Origin of the sequence: Enterobacter sp. GER_MD16_1505_Eko_090, from assembly GCF_003331015.1 — a bacterium.
Taxonomy (GTDB): Bacteria; Pseudomonadota; Gammaproteobacteria; order Enterobacterales; family Enterobacteriaceae; genus Enterobacter; species Enterobacter roggenkampii.
Map to the genome: position 1 here is coordinate 28865 of NZ_PUQF01000001.1, position 19534 is coordinate 48398.

The 19534-nt window shown below is 57.0% G+C and carries 16 protein-coding genes and 1 pseudogene; 11 read left to right on the forward strand and 6 right to left on the reverse strand.

What is annotated here, in order from left to right; all coding sequences use genetic code 11:
• Positions 1 to 119: 119 nt before the first annotated feature.
• Positions 120 to 524: a helix-turn-helix domain-containing protein gene (locus C6A40_RS00140; RefSeq protein WP_023326759.1), complete on the forward strand. Its 405-nt coding sequence runs from the start codon at positions 120 to 122 to the stop codon at positions 522 to 524.
• On the opposite strand, the pseudogene C6A40_RS25565 reads toward C6A40_RS00140, so the two are convergent.
• Positions 521 to 661: pseudogene (locus C6A40_RS25565) on the reverse strand (L-dopachrome tautomerase-related protein); the annotation flags it as partial. The gene C6A40_RS00140 and the pseudogene C6A40_RS25565 sit on opposite strands and share 4 nt — an antisense overlap.
• A gap of 195 nt (positions 662 to 856) precedes the next feature.
• On the opposite strand from C6A40_RS25565, the gene C6A40_RS00145 reads away from it, so the two are divergent.
• Positions 857 to 1366, forward strand: coding sequence for a hypothetical protein (locus C6A40_RS00145; RefSeq protein ID WP_025912602.1), 510 nt, complete (start codon positions 857 to 859; stop codon positions 1364 to 1366).
• A gap of 32 nt (positions 1367 to 1398) precedes the next feature.
• On the opposite strand, the gene C6A40_RS00150 is transcribed toward C6A40_RS00145, so the two are convergent.
• Both C6A40_RS00150 and C6A40_RS00155 read right to left on the reverse strand, forming a co-directional pair.
• Positions 1399 to 3183, reverse strand: a complete 1785-nt coding sequence (locus tag C6A40_RS00150) for a diguanylate cyclase (protein ID WP_023293190.1) — start codon at positions 3181 to 3183, stop codon at positions 1399 to 1401.
• A 119-nt stretch (positions 3184 to 3302) separates the two neighbouring features.
• Positions 3303 to 4412 (reverse strand): AI-2E family transporter, encoded by a 1110-nt coding sequence (locus tag C6A40_RS00155; protein ID WP_008503245.1) that lies wholly within the window; start codon positions 4410 to 4412, stop codon positions 3303 to 3305.
• A 363-nt stretch (positions 4413 to 4775) separates the two neighbouring features.
• Between C6A40_RS00155 and mmuP the strand changes: the two genes are divergently transcribed.
• The 6 genes from mmuP to tauD all read left to right on the forward strand — a co-directional run bounded on the left by mmuP (position 4776) and on the right by tauD (position 10730).
• Entirely contained in the window at positions 4776 to 6176 is a 1401-nt protein-coding gene (gene mmuP / locus C6A40_RS00160; RefSeq protein ID WP_045335375.1) for an S-methylmethionine permease, read from the forward strand.
• Positions 6163 to 7095 carry a homocysteine S-methyltransferase gene (gene mmuM / locus C6A40_RS00165; RefSeq protein WP_045335376.1) on the forward strand — a complete coding sequence of 311 codons (933 nt, stop codon included), beginning with the start codon at positions 6163 to 6165 and terminating at the stop codon, positions 7093 to 7095. The genes mmuP and mmuM overlap by 14 nt, the downstream gene beginning before the upstream one ends.
• A gap of 225 nt (positions 7096 to 7320) precedes the next feature.
• Positions 7321 to 8283 carry a taurine ABC transporter substrate-binding protein gene (tauA, locus tag C6A40_RS00170; protein ID WP_045335377.1) on the forward strand — a complete coding sequence of 321 codons (963 nt, stop codon included), beginning with the start codon at positions 7321 to 7323 and terminating at the stop codon, positions 8281 to 8283.
• Between the two features lie 10 nt (positions 8284 to 8293).
• The gene (tauB, locus tag C6A40_RS00175; RefSeq protein WP_045335378.1) at positions 8294 to 9061 is read left to right on the forward strand and encodes a taurine ABC transporter ATP-binding subunit; all 768 of its coding nucleotides are present in this window, start codon (positions 8294 to 8296) and stop codon (positions 9059 to 9061) included.
• Complete coding sequence (tauC, locus tag C6A40_RS00180) at positions 9058 to 9885, forward strand: taurine ABC transporter permease TauC (protein ID WP_032656513.1); 828 nt, start codon at positions 9058 to 9060, stop codon at positions 9883 to 9885. The genes tauB and tauC overlap by 4 nt, the downstream gene beginning before the upstream one ends.
• Positions 9882 to 10730, forward strand: a complete 849-nt coding sequence (gene tauD, locus C6A40_RS00185) for a taurine dioxygenase (RefSeq protein ID WP_008503402.1) — start codon at positions 9882 to 9884, stop codon at positions 10728 to 10730. Before tauC ends, tauD begins: the two co-directional genes overlap by 4 nt.
• Before the next feature lie 106 nt (positions 10731 to 10836).
• Here the strand turns inward: tauD and C6A40_RS00190 are convergent, their stop codons facing one another.
• Together C6A40_RS00190 and hemB are read right to left on the reverse strand one after the other, a co-directional pair.
• On the reverse strand, positions 10837 to 12537 hold the full coding sequence (locus C6A40_RS00190) for a lysophospholipid acyltransferase family protein (RefSeq protein ID WP_045335379.1): 1701 nt from the start codon (positions 12535 to 12537) through the stop codon (positions 10837 to 10839).
• A gap of 127 nt (positions 12538 to 12664) precedes the next feature.
• Positions 12665 to 13639 carry a porphobilinogen synthase gene (gene hemB / locus C6A40_RS00195; protein ID WP_021241687.1) on the reverse strand — a complete coding sequence of 325 codons (975 nt, stop codon included), beginning with the start codon at positions 13637 to 13639 and terminating at the stop codon, positions 12665 to 12667.
• A 453-nt stretch (positions 13640 to 14092) separates the two neighbouring features.
• Here hemB and C6A40_RS00200 point away from each other — a divergent pair, with 453 nt between their 5' ends.
• Together C6A40_RS00200 and C6A40_RS00205 are read left to right on the forward strand one after the other, a co-directional pair.
• Positions 14093 to 16867, forward strand: a complete 2775-nt coding sequence (locus C6A40_RS00200; protein WP_114191215.1) for an autotransporter outer membrane beta-barrel domain-containing protein — start codon at positions 14093 to 14095, stop codon at positions 16865 to 16867.
• A gap of 93 nt (positions 16868 to 16960) precedes the next feature.
• The gene (locus C6A40_RS00205; RefSeq protein WP_008503292.1) at positions 16961 to 17584 is read left to right on the forward strand and encodes a helix-turn-helix domain-containing protein; all 624 of its coding nucleotides are present in this window, start codon (positions 16961 to 16963) and stop codon (positions 17582 to 17584) included.
• A gap of 2 nt (positions 17585 to 17586) precedes the next feature.
• On the opposite strand, the gene ampH is transcribed toward C6A40_RS00205, so the two are convergent.
• The gene (gene ampH, locus C6A40_RS00210) at positions 17587 to 18747 is read right to left on the reverse strand and encodes a D-alanyl-D-alanine-carboxypeptidase/endopeptidase AmpH (RefSeq protein WP_008503291.1); all 1161 of its coding nucleotides are present in this window, start codon (positions 18745 to 18747) and stop codon (positions 17587 to 17589) included.
• Positions 18748 to 18951: 204 nt separating this feature from the next.
• Between ampH and C6A40_RS00215 the strand changes: the two genes are divergently transcribed.
• Positions 18952 to 19485 carry an isochorismatase family protein gene (locus tag C6A40_RS00215; protein WP_023343468.1) on the forward strand — a complete coding sequence of 178 codons (534 nt, stop codon included), beginning with the start codon at positions 18952 to 18954 and terminating at the stop codon, positions 19483 to 19485.
• Positions 19486 to 19534 lie beyond the last annotated feature (49 nt).

Consider the following 19534-nt stretch of genomic DNA (forward strand, 5'->3'; position numbering starts at 1 on the left):
AGTAAGCATTCTCTCACCCTATTATTAGGGTGATTTTTTCTTTTTGGAAATATTATTTTCAATTGTCATTGGATGACATTGCCAGCGGACTTCTTGTAAATAAAATTTCGTGGATACTTATGTGTATAAAGTTTACTCTTTTAAAAGATCGTGAAACTGTAATTAAGTCCCTGACTCACTGGATTGACTCGAATTTATACAGACCTATTACCGTTCTGGATGTGGCGCGAAAATCCGGTTATTCATTGGCTTATATTCAACGAAACTTTCGCCAGGAGTGTGGCATAAGTATAGGTCTCTATATCCGCAGCCGGAAACTTGAAAAAGCCGCGCATATGCTCAGACATACGCAGCTCTCTGTTTCAGATATATTTACAATGCTAGGCTATGAAGAGCCGTCCACCTTCAGCAGAGCGTTCTCAAACCAATATGGACTCTCCCCAACCAAATACCGTGAGATGGCTAAAAAAAGTCATGACATGAATGGCTTGTCGATATTGATTACTGAGGTGACGCGCGACTAATCCTTTGAAGCATCGAGACGCAAGCGCCACAAATCATAGCGTTCTTCTCCGGGTTTAACGGCTCCCGCGAAGTGGTCATTGAGGCGACTCGAGGTAAATACCAGGTCTCCGTTCGGACGGATTGCTGGCGTGTCTGGCCTTGAGGCCATCATCTTTAATGGAATAACGCTTGCGTACGACGACCGAAAAACCCAGAGTGTGCTCCGGATAGACTAAAAGTGTTACCTATGTTCCCGGTCTGATCTGTCACCTAGGTATCCGGTCATACACAGCAGCCACCCGGGCAATGATTGACCTTCTGACCCGACAAGAATGACAAGGACGAGTCCACCATGAAAAAAGCGCGTTTTTCCTTTTGGATCCCTCTCATCGCGGGCGGGATAGCACTGATATCGGCTTTTGTGGTCTGGTCAGTCAACATTTACCGCGTGACATACCTTTCGATCCGCGGGGAGCAGTACCTTGCCTGTGGGGCGTTGCTGCTGGCGCTGGTGCCGATGGTCTATTTCATCAGAAAGGGGAGACTGAAAGGTAAGCGCCTTGCTGACGCGGTCAAAATCTACCTCGGCTTCTTTATTTGCAGCCTGCCGGTTGCCATGTTCGCGGTCTTTACAACGGCCTGGCTGCTGGAGGGGGACTATTCGGCCTGGAGCAAACCTTACCGGTATGAGTCCAGTACCCGCCACACCTGCTCGGGTGCGGAAGTCTACGAGCCGGAATTAAAGAAGGAGATCCGCATCTGTAACCCGCAGGGTAACGTTTATTCCGATACCACCCTGTATGTGGAAAAGCGGAGCAATGCCCTGGGGATTGTCGTGCTCTGGGCTATCACGCGCGCCTGAACCGGGGGAAAGTCAGGGCGCGAGAATCAGCGTCAGCCCGCCTCCAGCATCCCAAAACTCACAATCCGCGCGCGTCCCAGCTCTTTTGCCCGGTATAGCGCCACATCCGCAGCGCGCAGCAGGTTGTCGGTCTGGGCATGTTGTGGGTAGCTGGCAATGCCAATCGACACGTCCACCGGCCCAATCTCGGTCAGCCCGTAGCGAAGCGACAGCTCATGCACGCCGGTGTAAATCTTCTGCGCGCAGGCGTACGCTTCTGCTTCATCGGCACCGGAAAGCAGCACCAGAAACTCCTCGCCGCCGTAGCGGAATGCCAGCCCGTTGTCATGTGCGGCGCGCTGAACAATTGACGCCACGCTTTTGATCACCAGATCGCCCGCTTCATGGCCGAAACGGTCATTAATGCTCTTGAAGTGGTCGATATCAATCATCATGCAGCTTAACGGCACGCCAGTGCGTATCGCCTGTGCCGTTTGGGTTTGCAGGGTATCTTCCAGATGATGACGATTACGCAGGCCGGTGAGCGGGTCAAACAACGCTTTTTCCAGCAACGCGTCGCGCAGACGCTGGTTGGCCAGCGCCAGCCCGAGCGCCTCGGCCATCAGCTCCAGATATGCGCGGGAAGGGGCATTATCCGCCGTGATATTCTGGAAGGAGAGCAGGCCAATGGCCTCACCCTGAGCGATAAGCGGCACGCAAAGCGCGCTTTCCGCCTGGGATGCCGGAAGATGATAACAGGCAATATCCGGCTCGCCGTTCACCGGCGGATGACTCTGCCCGCGACGCACGGCCCAGCACTCGTCCGGGTGGAACGTCGTCTCTTCACCAACCGGCGAAAGCCATTGCGCGACGCAGCGCATCTGCCACGGCTCGCGGTCAAGGACGTAGAGCCGGCCCGCGATCCCCGGCGCGATATTGGGGGCAAACAGCTCCGCCACGTTAATCACATCGTTAAAGTTCTCACACCCCTGCAGCCGCTGGGTCATGCGCGCCAGCAGCTCGCGGATGGCCCAGTCGGCATCGCGCTCTTTTTCCAGACGCTGCCGCGCCAGGCCGTTTTCACGGAAGATGCTGATGGCCTGAGCCATATCGCCTATCTCATCAATCTGGTTGAAATTGGGCGTTTCAACCGCGTAATCCTGGGATGCCAGGCGGTGCACCACGTCGCTCAGGCGCACCACGGGGCGCAGCACGCGGCGTTTTAATATAAAGCCGAGCACAAACAGGAACAGCAGGGCGGTCAGGCCGACCGTCAGCTCAGAGGCGGTACGCAGCGCTTTCGATTTTTTTGTCGCCTCCTGAACGGCGGCGATGACGCGCTTGTCGAGTATCTGGCGGAAGTGATCGAGCTGATTCTGCGCGCGCTCAAGCTCCTGCTCATAGGGCTGACCATAGAGCAAGGCTACGGCCTGGGCGTCTTCACCGCGTTCCAGGCTTTCGAGGGCGGTTTGCTGCTCGTCCTGCAGCTCATCGACGATCTTTATTCCTTCATGCAGCAGGGCCAGTTCCTCATCCGATGCGCCGTTATCCTGCAGCTTTTCCAGCCGAAGCTCGATGCGCTTCAGGCTGTTTTCTGCCTGGTTATATTCCTTGAGTACCTGAGGATCTTTTTTAATGGCGTACAGCCGCGCTAAATCAGACTGCGCCCAGATATCGGTTTCGATATCTTCCGTCAGCTGATCAAATTTCTGCCGTTGTTCAACGGCCTGACGTTCGAGGGTATCCGCACTGGACGCCATCAGCATGATGATGCCGGAGGCGATGGTCAGGCAGACCGTGGCCCCATAGGCCCAGTTTGTTATCGTCGCGATTCGCACCAGATGATCCTTTTACGACATGAGTAGGATGGCGTTCTTCAAATTATAGAAAACGTCTGATTTAAGGCGAAAAAAAAGGCGGCACGGCGCCGCCTGGTGTGGTCTTTATCGTCACGTCCTTACAAATCTGGAGGATTTTTTCCTTCTTCGATGAAATCCGCGTCCAGCTCTTCAGCGTTGCCTTCGTGATCGCGTCCGGAGAAGAGGTTCCAGCAGGCGATAAACAGCGCGGCGATGAGCGGCCCAATCACAAAGCCGTTAATGCCGTAAAGCTCCATGCCGCCGAGGGTTGAGATCAGAATCAGATAGTCCGGCATTTTGGTGTCTTTCCCCACCAGCAGCGGGCGCAGGATGTTATCCACCAGCCCGACGACGATCACGAAGAAGCCGACAATAAACAGCCCCTGCCAGATCTGGTGCGTGGCGAACAGGAAGATAGCGGCGGGCACCCAGACAATCGCCGAGCCGATGGCGGGCACCAGCGAGAGGAAGGCCATCAATGCGCCCCAGAGCACGCTGCCGTCGATACCGGCAATGGCAAAGGCAATCCCGCCGAGGATGCCCTGAACCACGGCCACCGCCGCCGTCCCTTTTACCGTGGCGCGTGACACGCCGACGAATTTGGCGAACAGATGCTGCTTGGCAAAATCGGACAGGGGCAGGGAGTCGAGAATCTGGCGTACCAGATACGGGCCGTCTTTCAGCAGGAAGAACAGCAGATACAGCATGATGCCGAAGCTAATCGCAAAGCCAAAGGTGCCTTTGCCGATCAGGAACGCGCTGCCCGCCAGATACTGTCCGCCCTGCAGCGCGACGTCGGAGAGTTTTTTCTGGATCTGCGCCGCGTTGGTCAGGTTGTGATCCGCGAGGAAGCCGCTGGCCCAGTCAGGCAGGTGGTTGAAGATGCTCGCCACCACTTCCGGGAACTGGGTATTGTTCTCCTGCAGTTTGGTGTAAACCACGTTCAGCTCAATGGCGAGCGAGGAGAGGATCACCATCAGCGGAATAAAGACGATCAGGCAGATAATGCCAATGGTCAACAGCGAGGCCAGCCCGTTGCGATCCCCCAGCGCGGCGCGCAGCTTGTTTTTTACCGGATTGAAGATAACGGTCAGAATGGCGGCCCACAGTATCGCGGAGAAGTAGGGCGACAGCACGTCGAAGAAGGCCCAGGTCACAAGGGCGAGAATGAAAATAAAGAAACCTTTAGTCAGTCCGTTAAAGCGCATCAGTCAGTCCTGGTTACTAAGAAACTGTGACGACTATAGAACTGATTGTGAGAATTACCAACCTTGCGCCGGGTGGCGGCTGCGCCTTACCCGTCCTACGGGGAGTGTTACGGTATGACTTCGCGCTTTACGGATACCACTTTCGACTGACCGAAGATCGACTTTTCCCGCACCATGCTGTAAGTATCTGCTTGCGGAGGTGCTTATGGCCTGGCGTCCGATTCTCTATGTGATCCTCACAACCCACCCCAGACTCAGCGCGCGGCGCGCCCGTTTGCGTCTGGTCATCTAGCTTTTTATTAACAATCGCGGTATAACACACCTTCTTTGGATGTTTAGATGTCCATACGTATAGAAGGTAATATGCAAACACAACAAGAAAATGGGCAGCTTAAGCGCACCATGAAAACACGCCACCTGATCATGCTCTCGCTGGGTGGCGTGATTGGGACAGGGTTATTCTTCAATACCGGCTACATCATTTCCACGACCGGGGCGGCGGGCACGCTGCTGGCGTACCTCATAGGTGCGCTGGTGGTCTGGCTGGTGATGCAGTGTCTAGGCGAACTCTCCGTGGCGATGCCGGAAACCGGCGCGTTCCACGTCTATGCCGCGCGTTATCTTGGCCCGGCGACGGGCTACACCGTGGCGTGGCTCTACTGGCTCACCTGGACGGTGGCGCTCGGCTCGAGCTTTACCGCCGCGGGCTTCTGCATGCAGTACTGGTTCCCGCAGGTGCCCGTCTGGGCGTGGTGCGTGATCTTCTGCGTGGTGATTTTTGGCCTGAACGTCATTTCCACGCGCTTCTTTGCGGAGGGTGAGTTCTGGTTCTCCCTGGTGAAGGTCATCACCATCATCGCCTTTATTATTCTTGGCGGCGCGGCGGTCTTTGGCTTTATCCCGATGCAGGACGGTTCACCCGCGCCGGGCTTAAGCAACATCACCGCCGAGGGCTGGTTCCCGCACGGCGGCCTGCCGATCCTGATGACCATGGTGGCGGTGAACTTTGCCTTCTCCGGGACCGAACTCATCGGTATCGCCGCAGGGGAAACGGAAAACCCGCACAAGGTCATCCCGGTGGCGATCCGCACCACCATTGCGCGCCTGATCATCTTCTTTATCGGCACCGTGTTTGTGCTGGCGGCGCTGATCCCGATGCAGCAGGCGGGCGTGGAAAAGAGCCCGTTCGTGCTGGTGTTTGAAAAGGTCGGTATTCCTTACGCGGCGGATATTTTTAACTTCGTGATCCTGACGGCGATCCTTTCGGCGGCGAACTCCGGGCTGTACGCCTCCGGGCGCATGCTGTGGTCGCTCTCTAATGAGAAAACGCTCCCGCGCTGCTTTGCCCGCGTGAACAAAAACGGCGTGCCGCTGACGGCGCTGTCGGTGTCCATGCTCGGCGGCGTGCTGGCGCTCTTCTCAAGCGTCGTGGCGCCGGACACGGTATTTGTCGCGCTCTCGGCGATTTCTGGCTTTGCGGTGGTAGCCGTCTGGATCAGCATCTGTGCGTCGCACTTCGTCTTCCGTCGTCGCCATCTGCAGTCCGGCCAGCCGCTCTCTGCGCTGCAGTACCGCGCGCCGTGGTATCCGCTGGTGCCGGTACTCGGGTTTATTCTCTGCGTGGTGGCCTGCGTCGGCCTGTGGTTTGACCCAAGCCAGCGCATTGCCCTTTATTGCGGGATTCCGTTTGTCGCCCTGTGTTATGGTGCCTACTACCTGAACCGAAATATGACATCGCAGGAGCCCGAACATGTCGCAGAATAATCCGCTTACCGCCCTCCTTGAAAAGCAGCCGTTTGTGGTGCTGGATGGCGCGATGGCGACGGAGCTGGAAGCGCGCGGCTGCAACCTGGCAGACAGCCTCTGGTCTGCCAAAGTGCTGATGGAAAACCCGGCGCTTATCCGTGAAGTGCACCTTGATTACTACCGCGCGGGGGCACAGGTGGCGATCACCGCCAGTTACCAGGCCACGCCTGCGGGCTTTGCGGCCCGCGGCCTGGACGAGGCGCAGTCCCGGGCGCTAATTGGCAGAAGCGTGGAGCTGGCGCGTAAGGCGCGTGAAGCGTATCTGGCCGAAAACCCGCATGCGGGCACGCTGCTGGTGGCGGGATCCGTTGGGCCGTATGGTGCCTATCTGGCGGATGGCTCAGAGTATCGGGGTGATTACGTGCGCAGCGCTGAGGAGTTTACTGCCTTCCACCGCCCGCGCGTGGAAGCGCTGCTGGACGCGGGCGCTGACCTGCTGGCCTGCGAAACGCTGCCGTCTTTTATTGAGATTAAGGCGCTGGCGGCCCTTCTGGCCGGGTATCCCCGCGCCCGGGCGTGGTTCTCCTTTACCCTGCGGGACAGCGAGCACCTGAGCGACGGCACGCCGCTGCGTGACGTGGTCAGCGTGCTGGCCGACTCTCCGCATATCGTCGCGCTGGGCATTAACTGCATCGCGCTGGAAAATACCACGGCGGCGCTGAAGCACCTGCAGAGCCTGACGTCGCTGCCGCTGGTGGTCTACCCGAACTCGGGCGAGCATTATGATGCGGTGACCAAAACCTGGCACCACCACGGCGAAGCGTGTGAGACGCTGGCGGGGTATCTGCCCCAGTGGCTGGACGCCGGAGCGAAGCTGATTGGTGGCTGCTGTCGCACCACGCCGAAGGATATTGCTGAGCTTAACGCGAAGCGCTGAGTTTTTTTGCCGGGTGGCGGCTGCGCCTTACCCGGCCTACGGATCGCACAATGTGTAGGCCGGGTAAGCGCAGCGCCACCCGGCATAAAACAACCGCACAAAACCAACTATCCTTTCCCATTTTTTATCTAAAAACGAATCGTTATGAGCGATTCATTTTTATTCCTTTATCAAAATTCCCGCGTTGGAAATACTGCCCTCATAACAACAAGGGGAGCAGGCACTATGGCAATTTCATCGCGAATCACACTACTCGGCGCGCTGGCGCTGTGGGCATTTCAGGCGCAGGCGGTGGACGTCACCGTCGCGTATCAAACTTCTGCGGAACCGGCGAAAGTCGCGCAGGCGGATAACACCTTTGCCAAAGAGAGCGGCGCGAAGGTCGACTGGCGCAAGTTCGACAGCGGCGCGTCCGTGGTGCGTGCGTTAGCCTCCGGCGACGTGCAGATCGGCAATATCGGTTCCAGCCCGCTGGCGGTTGCGGCCAGCCAGCAGGTGCCGATTGAGGTGTTCCTGCTCGCCTCGCAGCTCGGTAACTCTGAAGCGCTGGTGGTGAAGAAAAACATCACCAAACCGGAAGACCTGATCGGCAAACGCATCGCCGTGCCGTTTATCTCCACCACCCACTACAGCCTGCTGGCGGCGCTGAAACACTGGGGCATCAAGCCGGGGCAGGTACAAATTATTAACCTCCAGCCGCCGGCGATTATTGCGGCCTGGCAGCGCGGCGACATTGACGGGGCCTATGTGTGGGCGCCTGCGGTGAACGAGCTGCAAAAAGACGGCACCGTGCTGACCGACTCCGAAAAAGTGGGCCAGTGGGGCGCGCCGACCCTCGACGTGTGGGTCGTGCGCAAAGACTTCGCCGAGAAACATCCTGAGGTGGTGAAAGCCTTCGCGAAAAGCGCGATTGACGCCCAGCAGCCGTACATCAGTAACCCGGATGAATGGCTGAAGCAGCCCGCCAACCTGGAAAAACTCTCCCGCCTGAGCGGCGTGCCGGAAGCGGACGTGCCGGGGCTGGTGAAGGGCAATACCTATCTGACCCCCGCGCAGCAGGTGCAGCAGCTGACCGGGCCGGTTAACAAAGCGATTGTGGATACCGCCACCTTCCTGAAGGAGCAGGGCAAAGTGCCCGCGGTAGCGGCGGATTACAGCCAGTACGTGACCGATCGTTTTGTGAAATAAGGGGTTCGCCATGCTGAATATTACAAATCTGTCTGCCGATTACGGTGGTAAACCCGCCTTACAGGACATCAACCTGACGCTGGACAGCGGTGAGCTGCTGGTGGTGCTGGGCCCGTCCGGGTGCGGAAAAACCACCCTGCTGAATCTCATCGCCGGGTTTGTCCCTTATCAGCATGGCACCATTCAACTGGAAGGCAAAAAGGTGGAGGGCCCCGGCGCCGAGCGCGGCGTGGTCTTCCAGAATGAAGGCCTGCTCCCCTGGCGCAACGTGCAGGAAAACGTGGCGTTTGGTCTGCAGCTTGCGGGCATCCATCGCGAAAAGCGGCTGGAAACGGCGCGGGCGATGCTGAAAAAAGTGGGGCTGGAAGGGGCGGAAAAACGCTATATCTGGCAGCTTTCCGGCGGCCAGCGGCAGCGTGTCGGGATTGCCCGCGCGCTGGCCGCGAATCCGCAGCTGTTGCTGCTGGACGAGCCGTTCGGGGCGCTCGACGCCTTCACCCGCGAGCAGATGCAAACCCTGCTCCTGCGCCTCTGGCATGAGACGGGCAAGCAGGTACTGTTGATTACGCATGATATCGAAGAGGCGGTGTTTATGGCTACCGAGCTGGTGCTGCTCTCGCCGGGGCCGGGCCGCGTGCTGGAGCGCTTGCCGCTGGATTTTGCCCGCCGCTACGTCGCGGGAGAACCCGTACGCAGCATCAAATCCGATCCGCTGTTTATCGAACAGCGTGAATACGTCTTAAGCCGCGTGTTTGAACAACGGGAGGCTTTCTCATGAGTATCGTCTTCAGTGAAAAAACGCGCCGCACGCGTCTGGCGCTGCGCTGGCCTTTCTCGCGCCAAATTACGCTGAGCGTCGGTACGCTGCTGGTGCTGCTGGCGGTGTGGTGGGCGGTTGCTGCCCAGCAGTGGGTCAGCCCGCTGTTTCTGCCGCCGCCGGGACAGGTGCTGAGCAAACTTATTACCATCGCCGGGCCGCAGGGCTTTATGGATGCCACGCTCTGGCAGCACTTAGGCGCCAGCCTGGCGCGCATTCTGGTGGCGCTGCTGGCGGCGGTGATTATCGGCATTCCCGTGGGGATTGCGATGGGGCTGAGCCCGACGGTGCGCGGCATCCTCGACCCGCTGATTGAGCTTTATCGTCCGGTCCCGCCGCTGGCCTATCTGCCGCTGATGGTGATCTGGTTCGGCATCGGTGAAACCTCAAAAATCCTGCTGATCTATCTGGCGATTTTCGCCCCGGTGGCCATGTCGGCCCTGGCGGGCGTGAAGAGCGCCCAGCAGGTGCGGATCCGCGCGGCGCAGTCGCTGGGGGCCAGCCGTACGCAGGTGCTGCTGTTCGTGATTTTACCGGGCGCACTGCCGGAGATTTTAACCGGGCTGCGCATCGGCCTCGGCGTGGGCTGGTCCACGCTGGTGGCGGCTGAGCTGATTGCCGCCACGCGCGGCCTCGGGTTTATGGTGCAGTCGGCGGGTGAGTTCCTGGCGACTGACGTGGTGCTGGCAGGGATCGCGGTGATCGCCGCGATTGCCTTCGGATTAGAACTGGGGCTGCGCGCGTTACAGCGCCGCCTGACGCCCTGGCATGGAGAAATACAATGAGTGAACGTCTGACCATTACCCCGCTGGGGCCGTACATTGGCGCACAGGTATCGGGCCTGGATGTGACCCGTCCGCTGAGCGATAACCAGTTCGAGCAGCTGTACCACGCGGTGCTGCGTCATCAGGTGGTGTTCCTGCGCGAACAGGCGATCACCCCGCAGCAGCAGCGCGCGCTGGCCCTGCGGTTTGGCGATCTGCATATCCACCCGGTCTATCCGCATGCGGAAGGGGTGGAGGAGATTATCGTCCTCGACACCCACAACGATAACCCGCCGGATAACGACAACTGGCACACCGATGTGACCTTTATCGAGACGCCGCCTGCGGGGGCGATTCTGGCGGCGAAGCTGCTGCCGGAGACGGGGGGCGATACGCTGTGGGCCAGCGGCATTGCGGCGTATGAGGCGCTCTCCGAGCCGTTCCGGACGCTGCTGAGCGGGCTGCGGGCGGAGCACGATTTCAAAAAATCGTTCCAGGAGTACAAGTACCGTAAAACGGAAGAGGAGCATCAGCGCTGGCAGGAGGCGGTGGCGAAACATCCTCCGCTGCTGCACCCGGTGGTGCGGACCCATCCGGTGACGGGCAAGCAGGCGCTGTTCGTCAACGAAGGGTTCACCACGCGCATCGTGGACGTGACGGAAAAAGAGAGTGAGGCGCTGCTCAGTTTCCTGTTCGCGCATATCACCAAGCCGGAGTTCCAGGTGCGCTGGCGCTGGCAGGAGAACGATCTGGCGATCTGGGATAACCGCGTGACGCAGCATTATGCCAATGCGGACTATCTGCCGCAGCGCCGGATTATGCAGCGGGCGACAATTTTGGGCGATAAGCCGTTTTACCGCCCCTGATCCTGTAGTACCCGTAGGCCGGGTAAGCGCAGCGCCACCCGGCGAAAACGGTGCACAATTGCCGGGTGGCGGCTACGCCTTACCCGGCCTACAAAATACCGCACATTTAAAGGTGCGCCTCAATATACCGCTGATAGCGGTTCGCCTTTAGGTAACACAAATCCACCAGCACCAGGCCGTCAACGCAGTTGTTGAACGCCGGGTCGCTGCCAAAATCAATAAACTGCACGCCGCCGGGCTCGCACAGCTCGGAATATTGCTTGTAGAGCGGCGGAATGCCGCAGCCAAGATTGCCGAGCAGGGATTTCAGCTTCGTCAGATCGTCCACGTAATCCACGCCGCCAAACTGCGCCAGGACGTCCGGCAGGGACGCGGGATACGGCTGGCGCGAGGCGGCGAGCGGATGCGTCGCCGGGAACCACAGGCGGTAAAATGCCACCAGCAGATCCCGCGCGGCAGGCGGTAAGCCACCGGAAATCGAGACCGGGCCAAACAGGTAGCGGTAGTGCGGATAACGCGCCAGATAAGCGCCAATGCCGGACCATAAATAGTCCAGGCCGCGGCGCCCCCAGTAGCGCGGCTGAATAAAGCTTCGCCCCAGCTCAATGCCGTGTGCCAGCACGTCCTGCATTTTGTCGTCGTAGTGGAACAGGCTATAGCTGTACAACCCCTCAACGCCGCGCTTTTCGATCTGCATGGCCGTCGGCATAAAGCGATACGCCCCGACGATCTCCAGATCGTCCTCATCCCACAGGATCAGGTGCAGATAATCATCGTCGTAGCTGTCGGTGTCCCGGCGTTTGCCGCTCCCTTCCTCCACCGCGCGAAAGGCAATCTCGCGCAGGCGGCCCAGCTCCCGCAGCAGCGGGGCGTCTTCCTGACCGTTGCGCTGCCAAAGATAGATGGTTTTCCCGTCGCTGGTTTTGCCCAGAGATTCGGCCTGCGCCAGCGCGCGCTTCAAAGTGGCCCGGTCTTCCGGACGGGCAATCGCGCACTGGGTTTTAAAGACGCCGGGCACTCCCTTGCCAAGACGCATCACGTGCTGACGGCACTGCTCGGCCATCTCACGCGACGAAAGGGTGGCGCTGTGCCAGTGATGCCACGCAATTTGCTGGCCGATTTTAATCGGCAGCTGGCTGTGGCGGCGGCGGAACATCTGCTGCATCAGCAGCAGCATCGACAGCGTCGGAGAGACCAGCGTGCTGGCGTAAAAGAGCAGGCTGTTGTGCGCCTGAATATGCACCGGCAGCAGCGGGACGCGCAGCTTGCCGGCGAGTTTGATAAAGCCAGAGTGCCATTTCTTATCGCGAATGCCTTTGCGCGTGGGGCGGGAAACTTCGCCTGCCGGGAAGAAGATCAGTACGCCCGCGTTTTGCAGGTGCTGTTCCATCTGCACCAGCGACGACTTCGCCGTCCTGCCGCCCATATTGTCCACCGGAATAAACAGCGAGCTGAGGGGCTCAAGGTGGGTCAGCATCCGGTTGGTCACGACTTTAACGTCGCGCCGCACGCGGGAGACGGCGTACAGCAACGCCAGACCGTCCAGCGTACCCGTCGGGTGGTTGGCAATGATGACCAGCGGGCCATGTTCGGGGATTTGTTCGAGATCGCGGGCGGAAACGGTGCAGAGAATATCCAGGTGTTCCAGAACCTGCTCCACCATATCCAGTCCTTTCAGATGGCGGTGGGCGGCGGCAAACTGCTGAAACTCGTCTTCGTAGAACAGTCTTTTTAACAGACTTTTTTGCCAGGGTGCGGGCCTCGCCTGAGGCCAAAGATCGTCGAGAACGCTATCGAGGCTAAACATGGTCACTCCTCCTGCCGTCTTGCGAAGACAGTAGAAGGCGCAGATGTCGGTTGTATTGCAGTTGGGTGAAGATTTGAGCAGAGAGCAGGCCGGGTAAGGCGAAGCCGCCACCCGGCGCTAAAGCGGATTAACGCAGAATTTTCTTCTCGGCCAGATCCAGGGCGAAGTAGCTGAAGATCAGATCCGCGCCCGCGCGTTTGATCGCGCCCAGGCTTTCAAGGATCACTTTCTCTTCGTCGATCGCCCCTGCCAGCGCGGCGAACTTGATCATTGCGTACTCGCCGCTCACCTGGTAAGCGCCCAGCGGCAGCTCGGTGCGTTCGCGGATGTCGCGCAGGATATCAAGGTATGCGCCAGCCGGTTTTACCATCAGGCAGTCTGCGCCCTGGGCTTCATCGAGCAGGGATTCACGAATCGCTTCGCGGCGGTTCAGCGGGTTCATCTGATAGGTTTTACGATCGCCTTTCAGCGCCGTGCCGGCTGCTTCACGGAACGGGCCGTAGAAGGAGGAGGCAAATTTGGTGGAGTAGGACATGATGGCGGTGTCGGTGAAACCGGCCGCGTCCAGCGCCTGACGAATCGCCTGAACCTGTCCGTCCATCGCCGCAGACGGTGCGATGAAGTCCGCACCCGCAGCGGCCGCGACGACCGCCTGCTTGCCGAGGTTCAGCAGGGTGGCATCGTTATCCACGCCGTGATCGCACAGCACGCCGCAGTGGCCGTGAGAGGTATATTCACAGAAACAGGTGTCGGACATCACCACCATTTCCGGTACCGTCTCTTTGCAGATGCGGGACATGCGGGCGACGAGGCCATCTTCCTTCCACGCGTCGCTGCCGGTGGCGTCGGTATGATGGGAGATGCCGAAGGTCATCACCGAGCGGATCCCCGCGTTGGCGATACGTTCGATCTCACGCGCCAGATATTTCTCCGGAATGCGCATGACGCCCGGCATGGCCTCGATGGCTTTGTAGTCATCGATCTCTTCTTCAACAAAAATCGGCAACACCAGATCGTTTAAGGTCAGGGTTGTCTCTTCAAACATAGCGCGCAGTGCAGGTGACTTACGCAGACGGCGGGGACGTGCAATTAAATCGGTCATGGTATGCCTGATGTTTGTGGAACAAAGAGGGCTAGTGTACCTCAAAGTGGCGACGGGTGTTTTACTAAAGTGGGCATTTTGCTTTTGCGAAATGCGGCAGATGAGTTTGCCTGTTACCAATAATATATAATGCAGGACAGTATAACGCTGAGAGAAGAACGAGATATTTGTGTTATTTCTATATGGAAATGAATGTATCATTAAAAATGATTTATTATTTTTTATGATATTTCCCTGATTGCTTTGCCCGTGCATTAACATTTTGTTTTTATAATATTTATTTTATGACGCCCTGTGCGTTGTGGTCTGAATCTGTTTTTTGTCTGAATGCGGACTTAATGGAAACATTCATTGAACCTTTTCGAAATGAAACTGCATAATTCCCTCCGCAATTAAATATTGCAAATTCATTGATGGACAAACTTGCTTACGTCCCTGAGGAGGGATGACCCAATGCAAACATGGAAAAAGAAACTCGTTGTATCTCAACTTGCATTAGCCTGCACCCTGGCTATCGCTTCTCAGGCCAATGCGAAGGATATTTCCGGTACGACATATAATACCTTCGGATACGATAATACAGCGACCACTCCCTGGTATTATGGCTATGCCGACTGGGATTTCTCAGATGCCATCCACGATGGTGATATTTACCCGGTGATTAATAAATCCACCGTGAATGGTGTTATTTCAACGTACTATCTCGATGATGGCATCAATGGTCGGGCGAATGCGTTGAGTATTTCCAACAGCACCATTAATGGCATGATTACCTCTCAGTGTATGACCGCCACCTGTGCTGATGGTCTGGATGCCGACGGCACCCAACATGCTCAATACGATCGTTTTAGCCTGACCGTTGATAATTCCACCATTAACGATACGTATGAACATTATGCGTATGATGTTGTAAATGGGGAAAATACGGAAAGACACTATCTGGATACCTATGATATGGGTAATGCGATTACCCTGGACGTGGAATCAGATATTGTTATCCAGAATAATTCTCACGTCGCGGGGATTACCCTGACGCAGGGGTATCAGGAACGGGATAATACCCCGTACGACGGCGTTGAAGGCGTAGCCAACAGCAGCAAGGTCTTTACCGACACGCTGCTGGTAAAAGATTCGGTACTGACTTCCGGTGCGTACCGCGATTTAGGTACCAGCGGATTCTACGGTCAGACCGCGAAGCCGAGCGACTATAGTGAAACCGACGCGACAGGGGCAGATGATGCCGCGCTGATTGTTACCGCCAGCGCGTCTGATAACGCGATGCAGACCGCTGCCACCTTCGATCACTCCACCGTTACGGGCGACATCCTGTTCTCCAGCACCTTCGACAACAACTTCTACCCGAACGGCGATCCGGCAACCGATACCACCGAAGACGGTGTCTATAACCCTACCACCAACGGCTGGGACGGCACCGATAAGCTGGATGTCACCCTGACCAACGGCAGCAAATGGGTCGGTGCTGCGCAGTCCAGCGTTGAGGCTATCGGCACGACGCAGATGTATGGCCAGGGCTACAGCAACGTAGACTGGCGCACGCTGTCCCCGAACAGCATTTGGCCGGATTCCACCTATGACAGCAACGCACATGTTGCGGGTGAAGCGGTGTATCAGAGCGGTCTGTTTAACATTGCGCTGGATAACGGCTCCGAGTGGGATACCCGCAAGATGTCTAACATCGACACGCTGACGGTAAACAACCAGTCTCAGGTCAATGTTGAAAACTCAGGCCTGCTGGCGGATACCATCACTCTGACCAATGCTTCCTCATTGAACATTGGCGACAACGGCGGCGTGGCCACCGACCATCTGTATCTGGACAGCGATAGCCGTGCGGCACTGACGGAAGAAACGGCCGAGCTGTATGCCAACACCATCACCGTGGATAACGGTGCAGAGCTGGCGCTGGGTCTGGGCCAGGTTGATACGCACACTATGGTTCTGACCGATGGCGGCGTGCTGAATGTTGCGAGCCGCGATTACGTGCTGAACAGCGATCTGAACAACGCACGCTATATCACTAACGACAAGCGCAGCGCCGATTATGACTACGGCGTAGTGGCCATTCACTCTGACGGCCATCTGGCGGTGAACGGTGACGTCGCAGGCAACTATAAAGTCCGTATCGACGACGCGACCGGAGCAGGTTCCGTCGCTGATTACAAAAATAAAGAGATTGTCCGTGTCTATGACAATAACGCGGATACGGCGGCCAGCTTTACTGCCGCAAACAAAGCCGATTTAGGTGCTTATACCTACCAGGCGCAGCAGCAGGGTGACACCGTCGTTCTGCAGCAGAAAGAACTGACCGACTATGCCAATATGGCGCTCAGCATCCCTTCTGCTAATACCAATATCTGGAATCTGCAGCAGGATACCGTAGGTGCACGTCTGACCAACAGCCGTCACGGCCTAGCGGATAACGGCGGGGCGTGGGTGAGCTACTTCGGCGGCAACTTCGACGGTGACAACGGCGTTATCAGCTACGATCAGGACGTGAGCGGTATTATGGTGGGTCTGGATACCCAGATTGACGGTAATAACGCGAAGTGGATCGTCGGTGGTGCGGCAGGTTTCGCGAAGGGCGATATCAGCGATCGTACCGGTCAGGTCGATCAGGATAGCCAGACGGCGATGATCTACGCGTCAGCGAAGTTCATGAACGATCTTTTCCTCGACAGCTCCCTGAGCTACACCCGCTTCAACAACGATCTCTCCGCTAACATGAGCAACGGTCAGTATGTTGACGGCAATACCACCAGTGACGCTGTTGGCTTTGGTCTGAAGCTGGGCTATGACTGGAAGCCAAACCTCTCTGGCTACGTAACGCCATACGCAGCCGTATCGGGTCTGTTCCAGTCAGGCGATGATTATCGCCTCAGCAATGACATGCGCATGGATGGACAATCATACGATAGCCTGCGTTATGAACTCGGTGTTGATACGGGTTACACCTTCAACTACGGCGGCGAACAGGCTCTGACCCCTTACTTCAAACTGGCCTGGGTTTATGACGACGCCGATAACAATGCCGATATTAACGGTGACAGCATTGATAACGGCGTGAAAGGTTCAGCTGTTCGTGTTGGGCTGGGCACCCAGTTCAGCTTCACGAAGAACTTCAGCGCTTACACGGATGCCACATATCTTGGCGGCGGCGACGTTGACCAGAACTGGGGCGCAAACCTGGGTGTGAAATATACCTGGTAATGAATAAAGCGGGGGAGGGGTTAACTCCTCCGCTTTTTAGCGAAGCAATAAAAATAATATTGAACCGACAAATACGGATGACTTGAGGTCTGCATGAACGTTAATGCGAAACCACTTTCTGAATTACGCCGGCTCGAACAGGGGTTAATAGCAGCCAGTACCCCTTTTACATGTGCACCCCAACAATTAATTACGTCGGGCGAATCGAATGAGCCTCGCACGATCGTATTACAAACCGGCGTTATTGAGATCTATCGCCCTTCTGATGAACTTCTGGTGGGGATTGCGACTGCCCCCTTTATTTTTGGTCTGGCTACGGTGATGATTAATCATTCACAGGAATACAGAGTGATTGCTAAAACGGCCTGTACCGGTTTTTATTTATCCACAGAAACTACCCGACAACAAATCCAGCAATTTTCACTGTGGAAAGAGGCCTTCAGCTGGTTATCCTGGATAAATTACATTCTTGAGAAGCGCGATAAGCAGCTGGTTGGCAATAACTCCTATCACCAGATCCGCGCGATGCTGCTTAATATGGCCGAGTGGGATGAAACGCTGCGTTCAAAAATCGGTGTGATGAATCATATTCAGCAAAGCACACGCATTTCACGTTCTGTTGTTGCCGAAGTTCTGGCCGCCCTGCGACAGGGAAATTATATCAATATGAGCCGGGGCAAGCTGGTCAGCATCAACCGCTTGCCCACGGAATATTAATCTCAGTTGGATGCGGTAAGCACCTGGGCTTTATTGGCACTCAATTCCGCCACCAGGTTATTAACACCGTCACTCATATTGACGAAACGCGTATGCGGGGAGCGAGTGACCACCACAAACGCGCCCACGTTCGACTGCGGAATCATAGCCATATAGGTGATGAATCCGCCGCCGCCGCCGGTTTTCTGAATAATACCTGGCCGGCCATTTTTCGGTGCCATATAGACCCAGCCCATGCCGAGCGCATCGGCTTTACCCGGCACGTCCATCCCGATGACCCGATGCAGCTGAGTACGCTGATAAATCAGGGTCTGCATACGGTCGGCCTGGCTGCTGCGAGAGTAGAAATCCGAAGAAAGGAACTGCTGCATCCAGCGCATCATGTCGCCAGGCGTGGAGTAAACCCCGCCGCTGCCCACGGCCGCCAGCGTGTTATTACAGGGGCTGGCGCCTTTCTCCGCTACCATCAGGCGACGGCACTGGTCCGGGGACGGGGTAAAGGTGGTGTCTTTCATGCCGAGCGGACGGGTGATCTGCTCTTCAAACAGCTGGGTGTAGGGTTTGCCAGCCGCCGTTGAGAGGGCATCCGCCAGCAGGTCAAACGCCAGGTTTGAATATGAGGCCTGCGAACCCGGCGCCGCCTTCAGCGTGGCGGTACTCAGGTAGCTCCAGCGCTGGTCGCGCGTTGGCCAGACGAATACGTCACGATGCGCCGCGCCGCCTGGCTGTTCACGCGGCAGGGCGCTGGTGTGGGTAGCAAGGTTCACGAGCCGGATCGGCGTCCCCTGATACGTGGGGACCCGGGCGCCTGGCGGCGCGTATTTGCTGAGCGGATCGTCGAGCTTCACCACGCCCTGGTCGAGCAGTTTCACCAGCATTTCGCTGGTCATAAGCTTGGTTAAGGATGCGATGCGGATAACGGAATCCAGCTGCGGGTGAACGTTATTGCCCGGGCGCGTTTCGCCAAAGCTGCGAAATACACGCTGGTTTCCGTCGATAACGACCATCGCCATACCGGTCGCGCCGCTGCCGTAATAGATAAGGTTCGCGTAGCGATCGGCAATATCTGAAGCTAAAACGGGAGCCGTCAGCGGTTGGGCTGCCTGGGCGGTAGAGAAGCTCACCGCACACAGCGCGGCAAAAGAGAGCAGACAACGTTTCAACGAAAAGCATCCATGAAGTGAATGAGGAAAGTAATGGGTATTTATACTACTAATCGGTACCGTGCAATGCCCCGAATTGCATAACGATAGCGAGAAAAACGTAACCATGGGTAAATATGAACAATTTACTTGCGAGCCATCTCCCATTTTGTGACATCGGGCTTATGATAGGCACCAGTGTCACTCAATCTTACGGAGAACGGTATGTCTGAGAAGCGTGTGGTTATGGTTGTCGATATGCAAAACGGGGTGTTTGAAACCCCTCGTCATCAGCGCGAAAAGTGTGTCTCTCTGATCAACCAGCTTACGCAGGCAGCCGATACGGTGATTTTTATACAGCATACCGAGGCCGGGGGGCTGGAAGAGGGAAGCGAAGGGTTTGCGCTACTGCCTGAACTCCATCAGCCTGCTGGTGCGCTTTACGTGACCAAAACGGCCTGCGATGCCTTCTACAACACCGGGCTTGAGGCGCTGCTGCGGGAGCAGGGCATTCGTGAGTTTGTCATCTGCGGCTGCGCCACCGATTACTGCGTCGATGCGACGATCAAGAACGGCGTTAGCCGGGGTTATCACATCACCGTTGCCGAAGATGCCCATACCACCGCCAACCGTCCGGCTGCTGACGCACAGATCCTGATTAACCATCACAACGACGTCTGGCGTAACTTCATTGCGCCAGCGAATCCTCTCGCGGTGAAACGCACCGAAACAATTCTCGAAAACTGGAAAGCGAACTAATAATCAACCCATGGGTCTGACCTTTTTGCCCGGGCCGGGAGTCTGGCGC

What these genes read in the sequence shown, in the direction of transcription:
- C6A40_RS00140 (WP_023326759.1), top strand. Translation starts at nt 120, where the DNA reads ATGTGTATAAAGTTTACTCTTTTAAAAGATCGTGAAACTGTAATTAAG.
- C6A40_RS00145 (WP_025912602.1), top strand. Translation starts at nt 857, where the DNA reads ATGAAAAAAGCGCGTTTTTCCTTTTGGATCCCTCTCATCGCGGGCGGG.
- C6A40_RS00155 (WP_008503245.1), bottom strand. Translation starts at nt 4,412, where the DNA reads ATGCGCTTTAACGGACTGACTAAAGGTTTCTTTATTTTCATTCTCGCC.
- mmuP (WP_045335375.1), top strand. Translation starts at nt 4,776, where the DNA reads ATGCAAACACAACAAGAAAATGGGCAGCTTAAGCGCACCATGAAAACA.
- mmuM (WP_045335376.1), top strand. Translation starts at nt 6,163, where the DNA reads ATGTCGCAGAATAATCCGCTTACCGCCCTCCTTGAAAAGCAGCCGTTT.
- tauA (WP_045335377.1), top strand. Translation starts at nt 7,321, where the DNA reads ATGGCAATTTCATCGCGAATCACACTACTCGGCGCGCTGGCGCTGTGG.
- tauB (WP_045335378.1), top strand. Translation starts at nt 8,294, where the DNA reads ATGCTGAATATTACAAATCTGTCTGCCGATTACGGTGGTAAACCCGCC.
- tauC (WP_032656513.1), top strand. Translation starts at nt 9,058, where the DNA reads ATGAGTATCGTCTTCAGTGAAAAAACGCGCCGCACGCGTCTGGCGCTG.
- tauD (WP_008503402.1), top strand. Translation starts at nt 9,882, where the DNA reads ATGAGTGAACGTCTGACCATTACCCCGCTGGGGCCGTACATTGGCGCA.
- C6A40_RS00190 (WP_045335379.1), bottom strand. Translation starts at nt 12,537, where the DNA reads ATGTTTAGCCTCGATAGCGTTCTCGACGATCTTTGGCCTCAGGCGAGG.
- hemB (WP_021241687.1), bottom strand. Translation starts at nt 13,639, where the DNA reads ATGACCGATTTAATTGCACGTCCCCGCCGTCTGCGTAAGTCACCTGCA.
- C6A40_RS00200 (WP_114191215.1), top strand. Translation starts at nt 14,093, where the DNA reads ATGCAAACATGGAAAAAGAAACTCGTTGTATCTCAACTTGCATTAGCC.
- C6A40_RS00205 (WP_008503292.1), top strand. Translation starts at nt 16,961, where the DNA reads ATGAACGTTAATGCGAAACCACTTTCTGAATTACGCCGGCTCGAACAG.
- C6A40_RS00215 (WP_023343468.1), top strand. Translation starts at nt 18,952, where the DNA reads ATGTCTGAGAAGCGTGTGGTTATGGTTGTCGATATGCAAAACGGGGTG.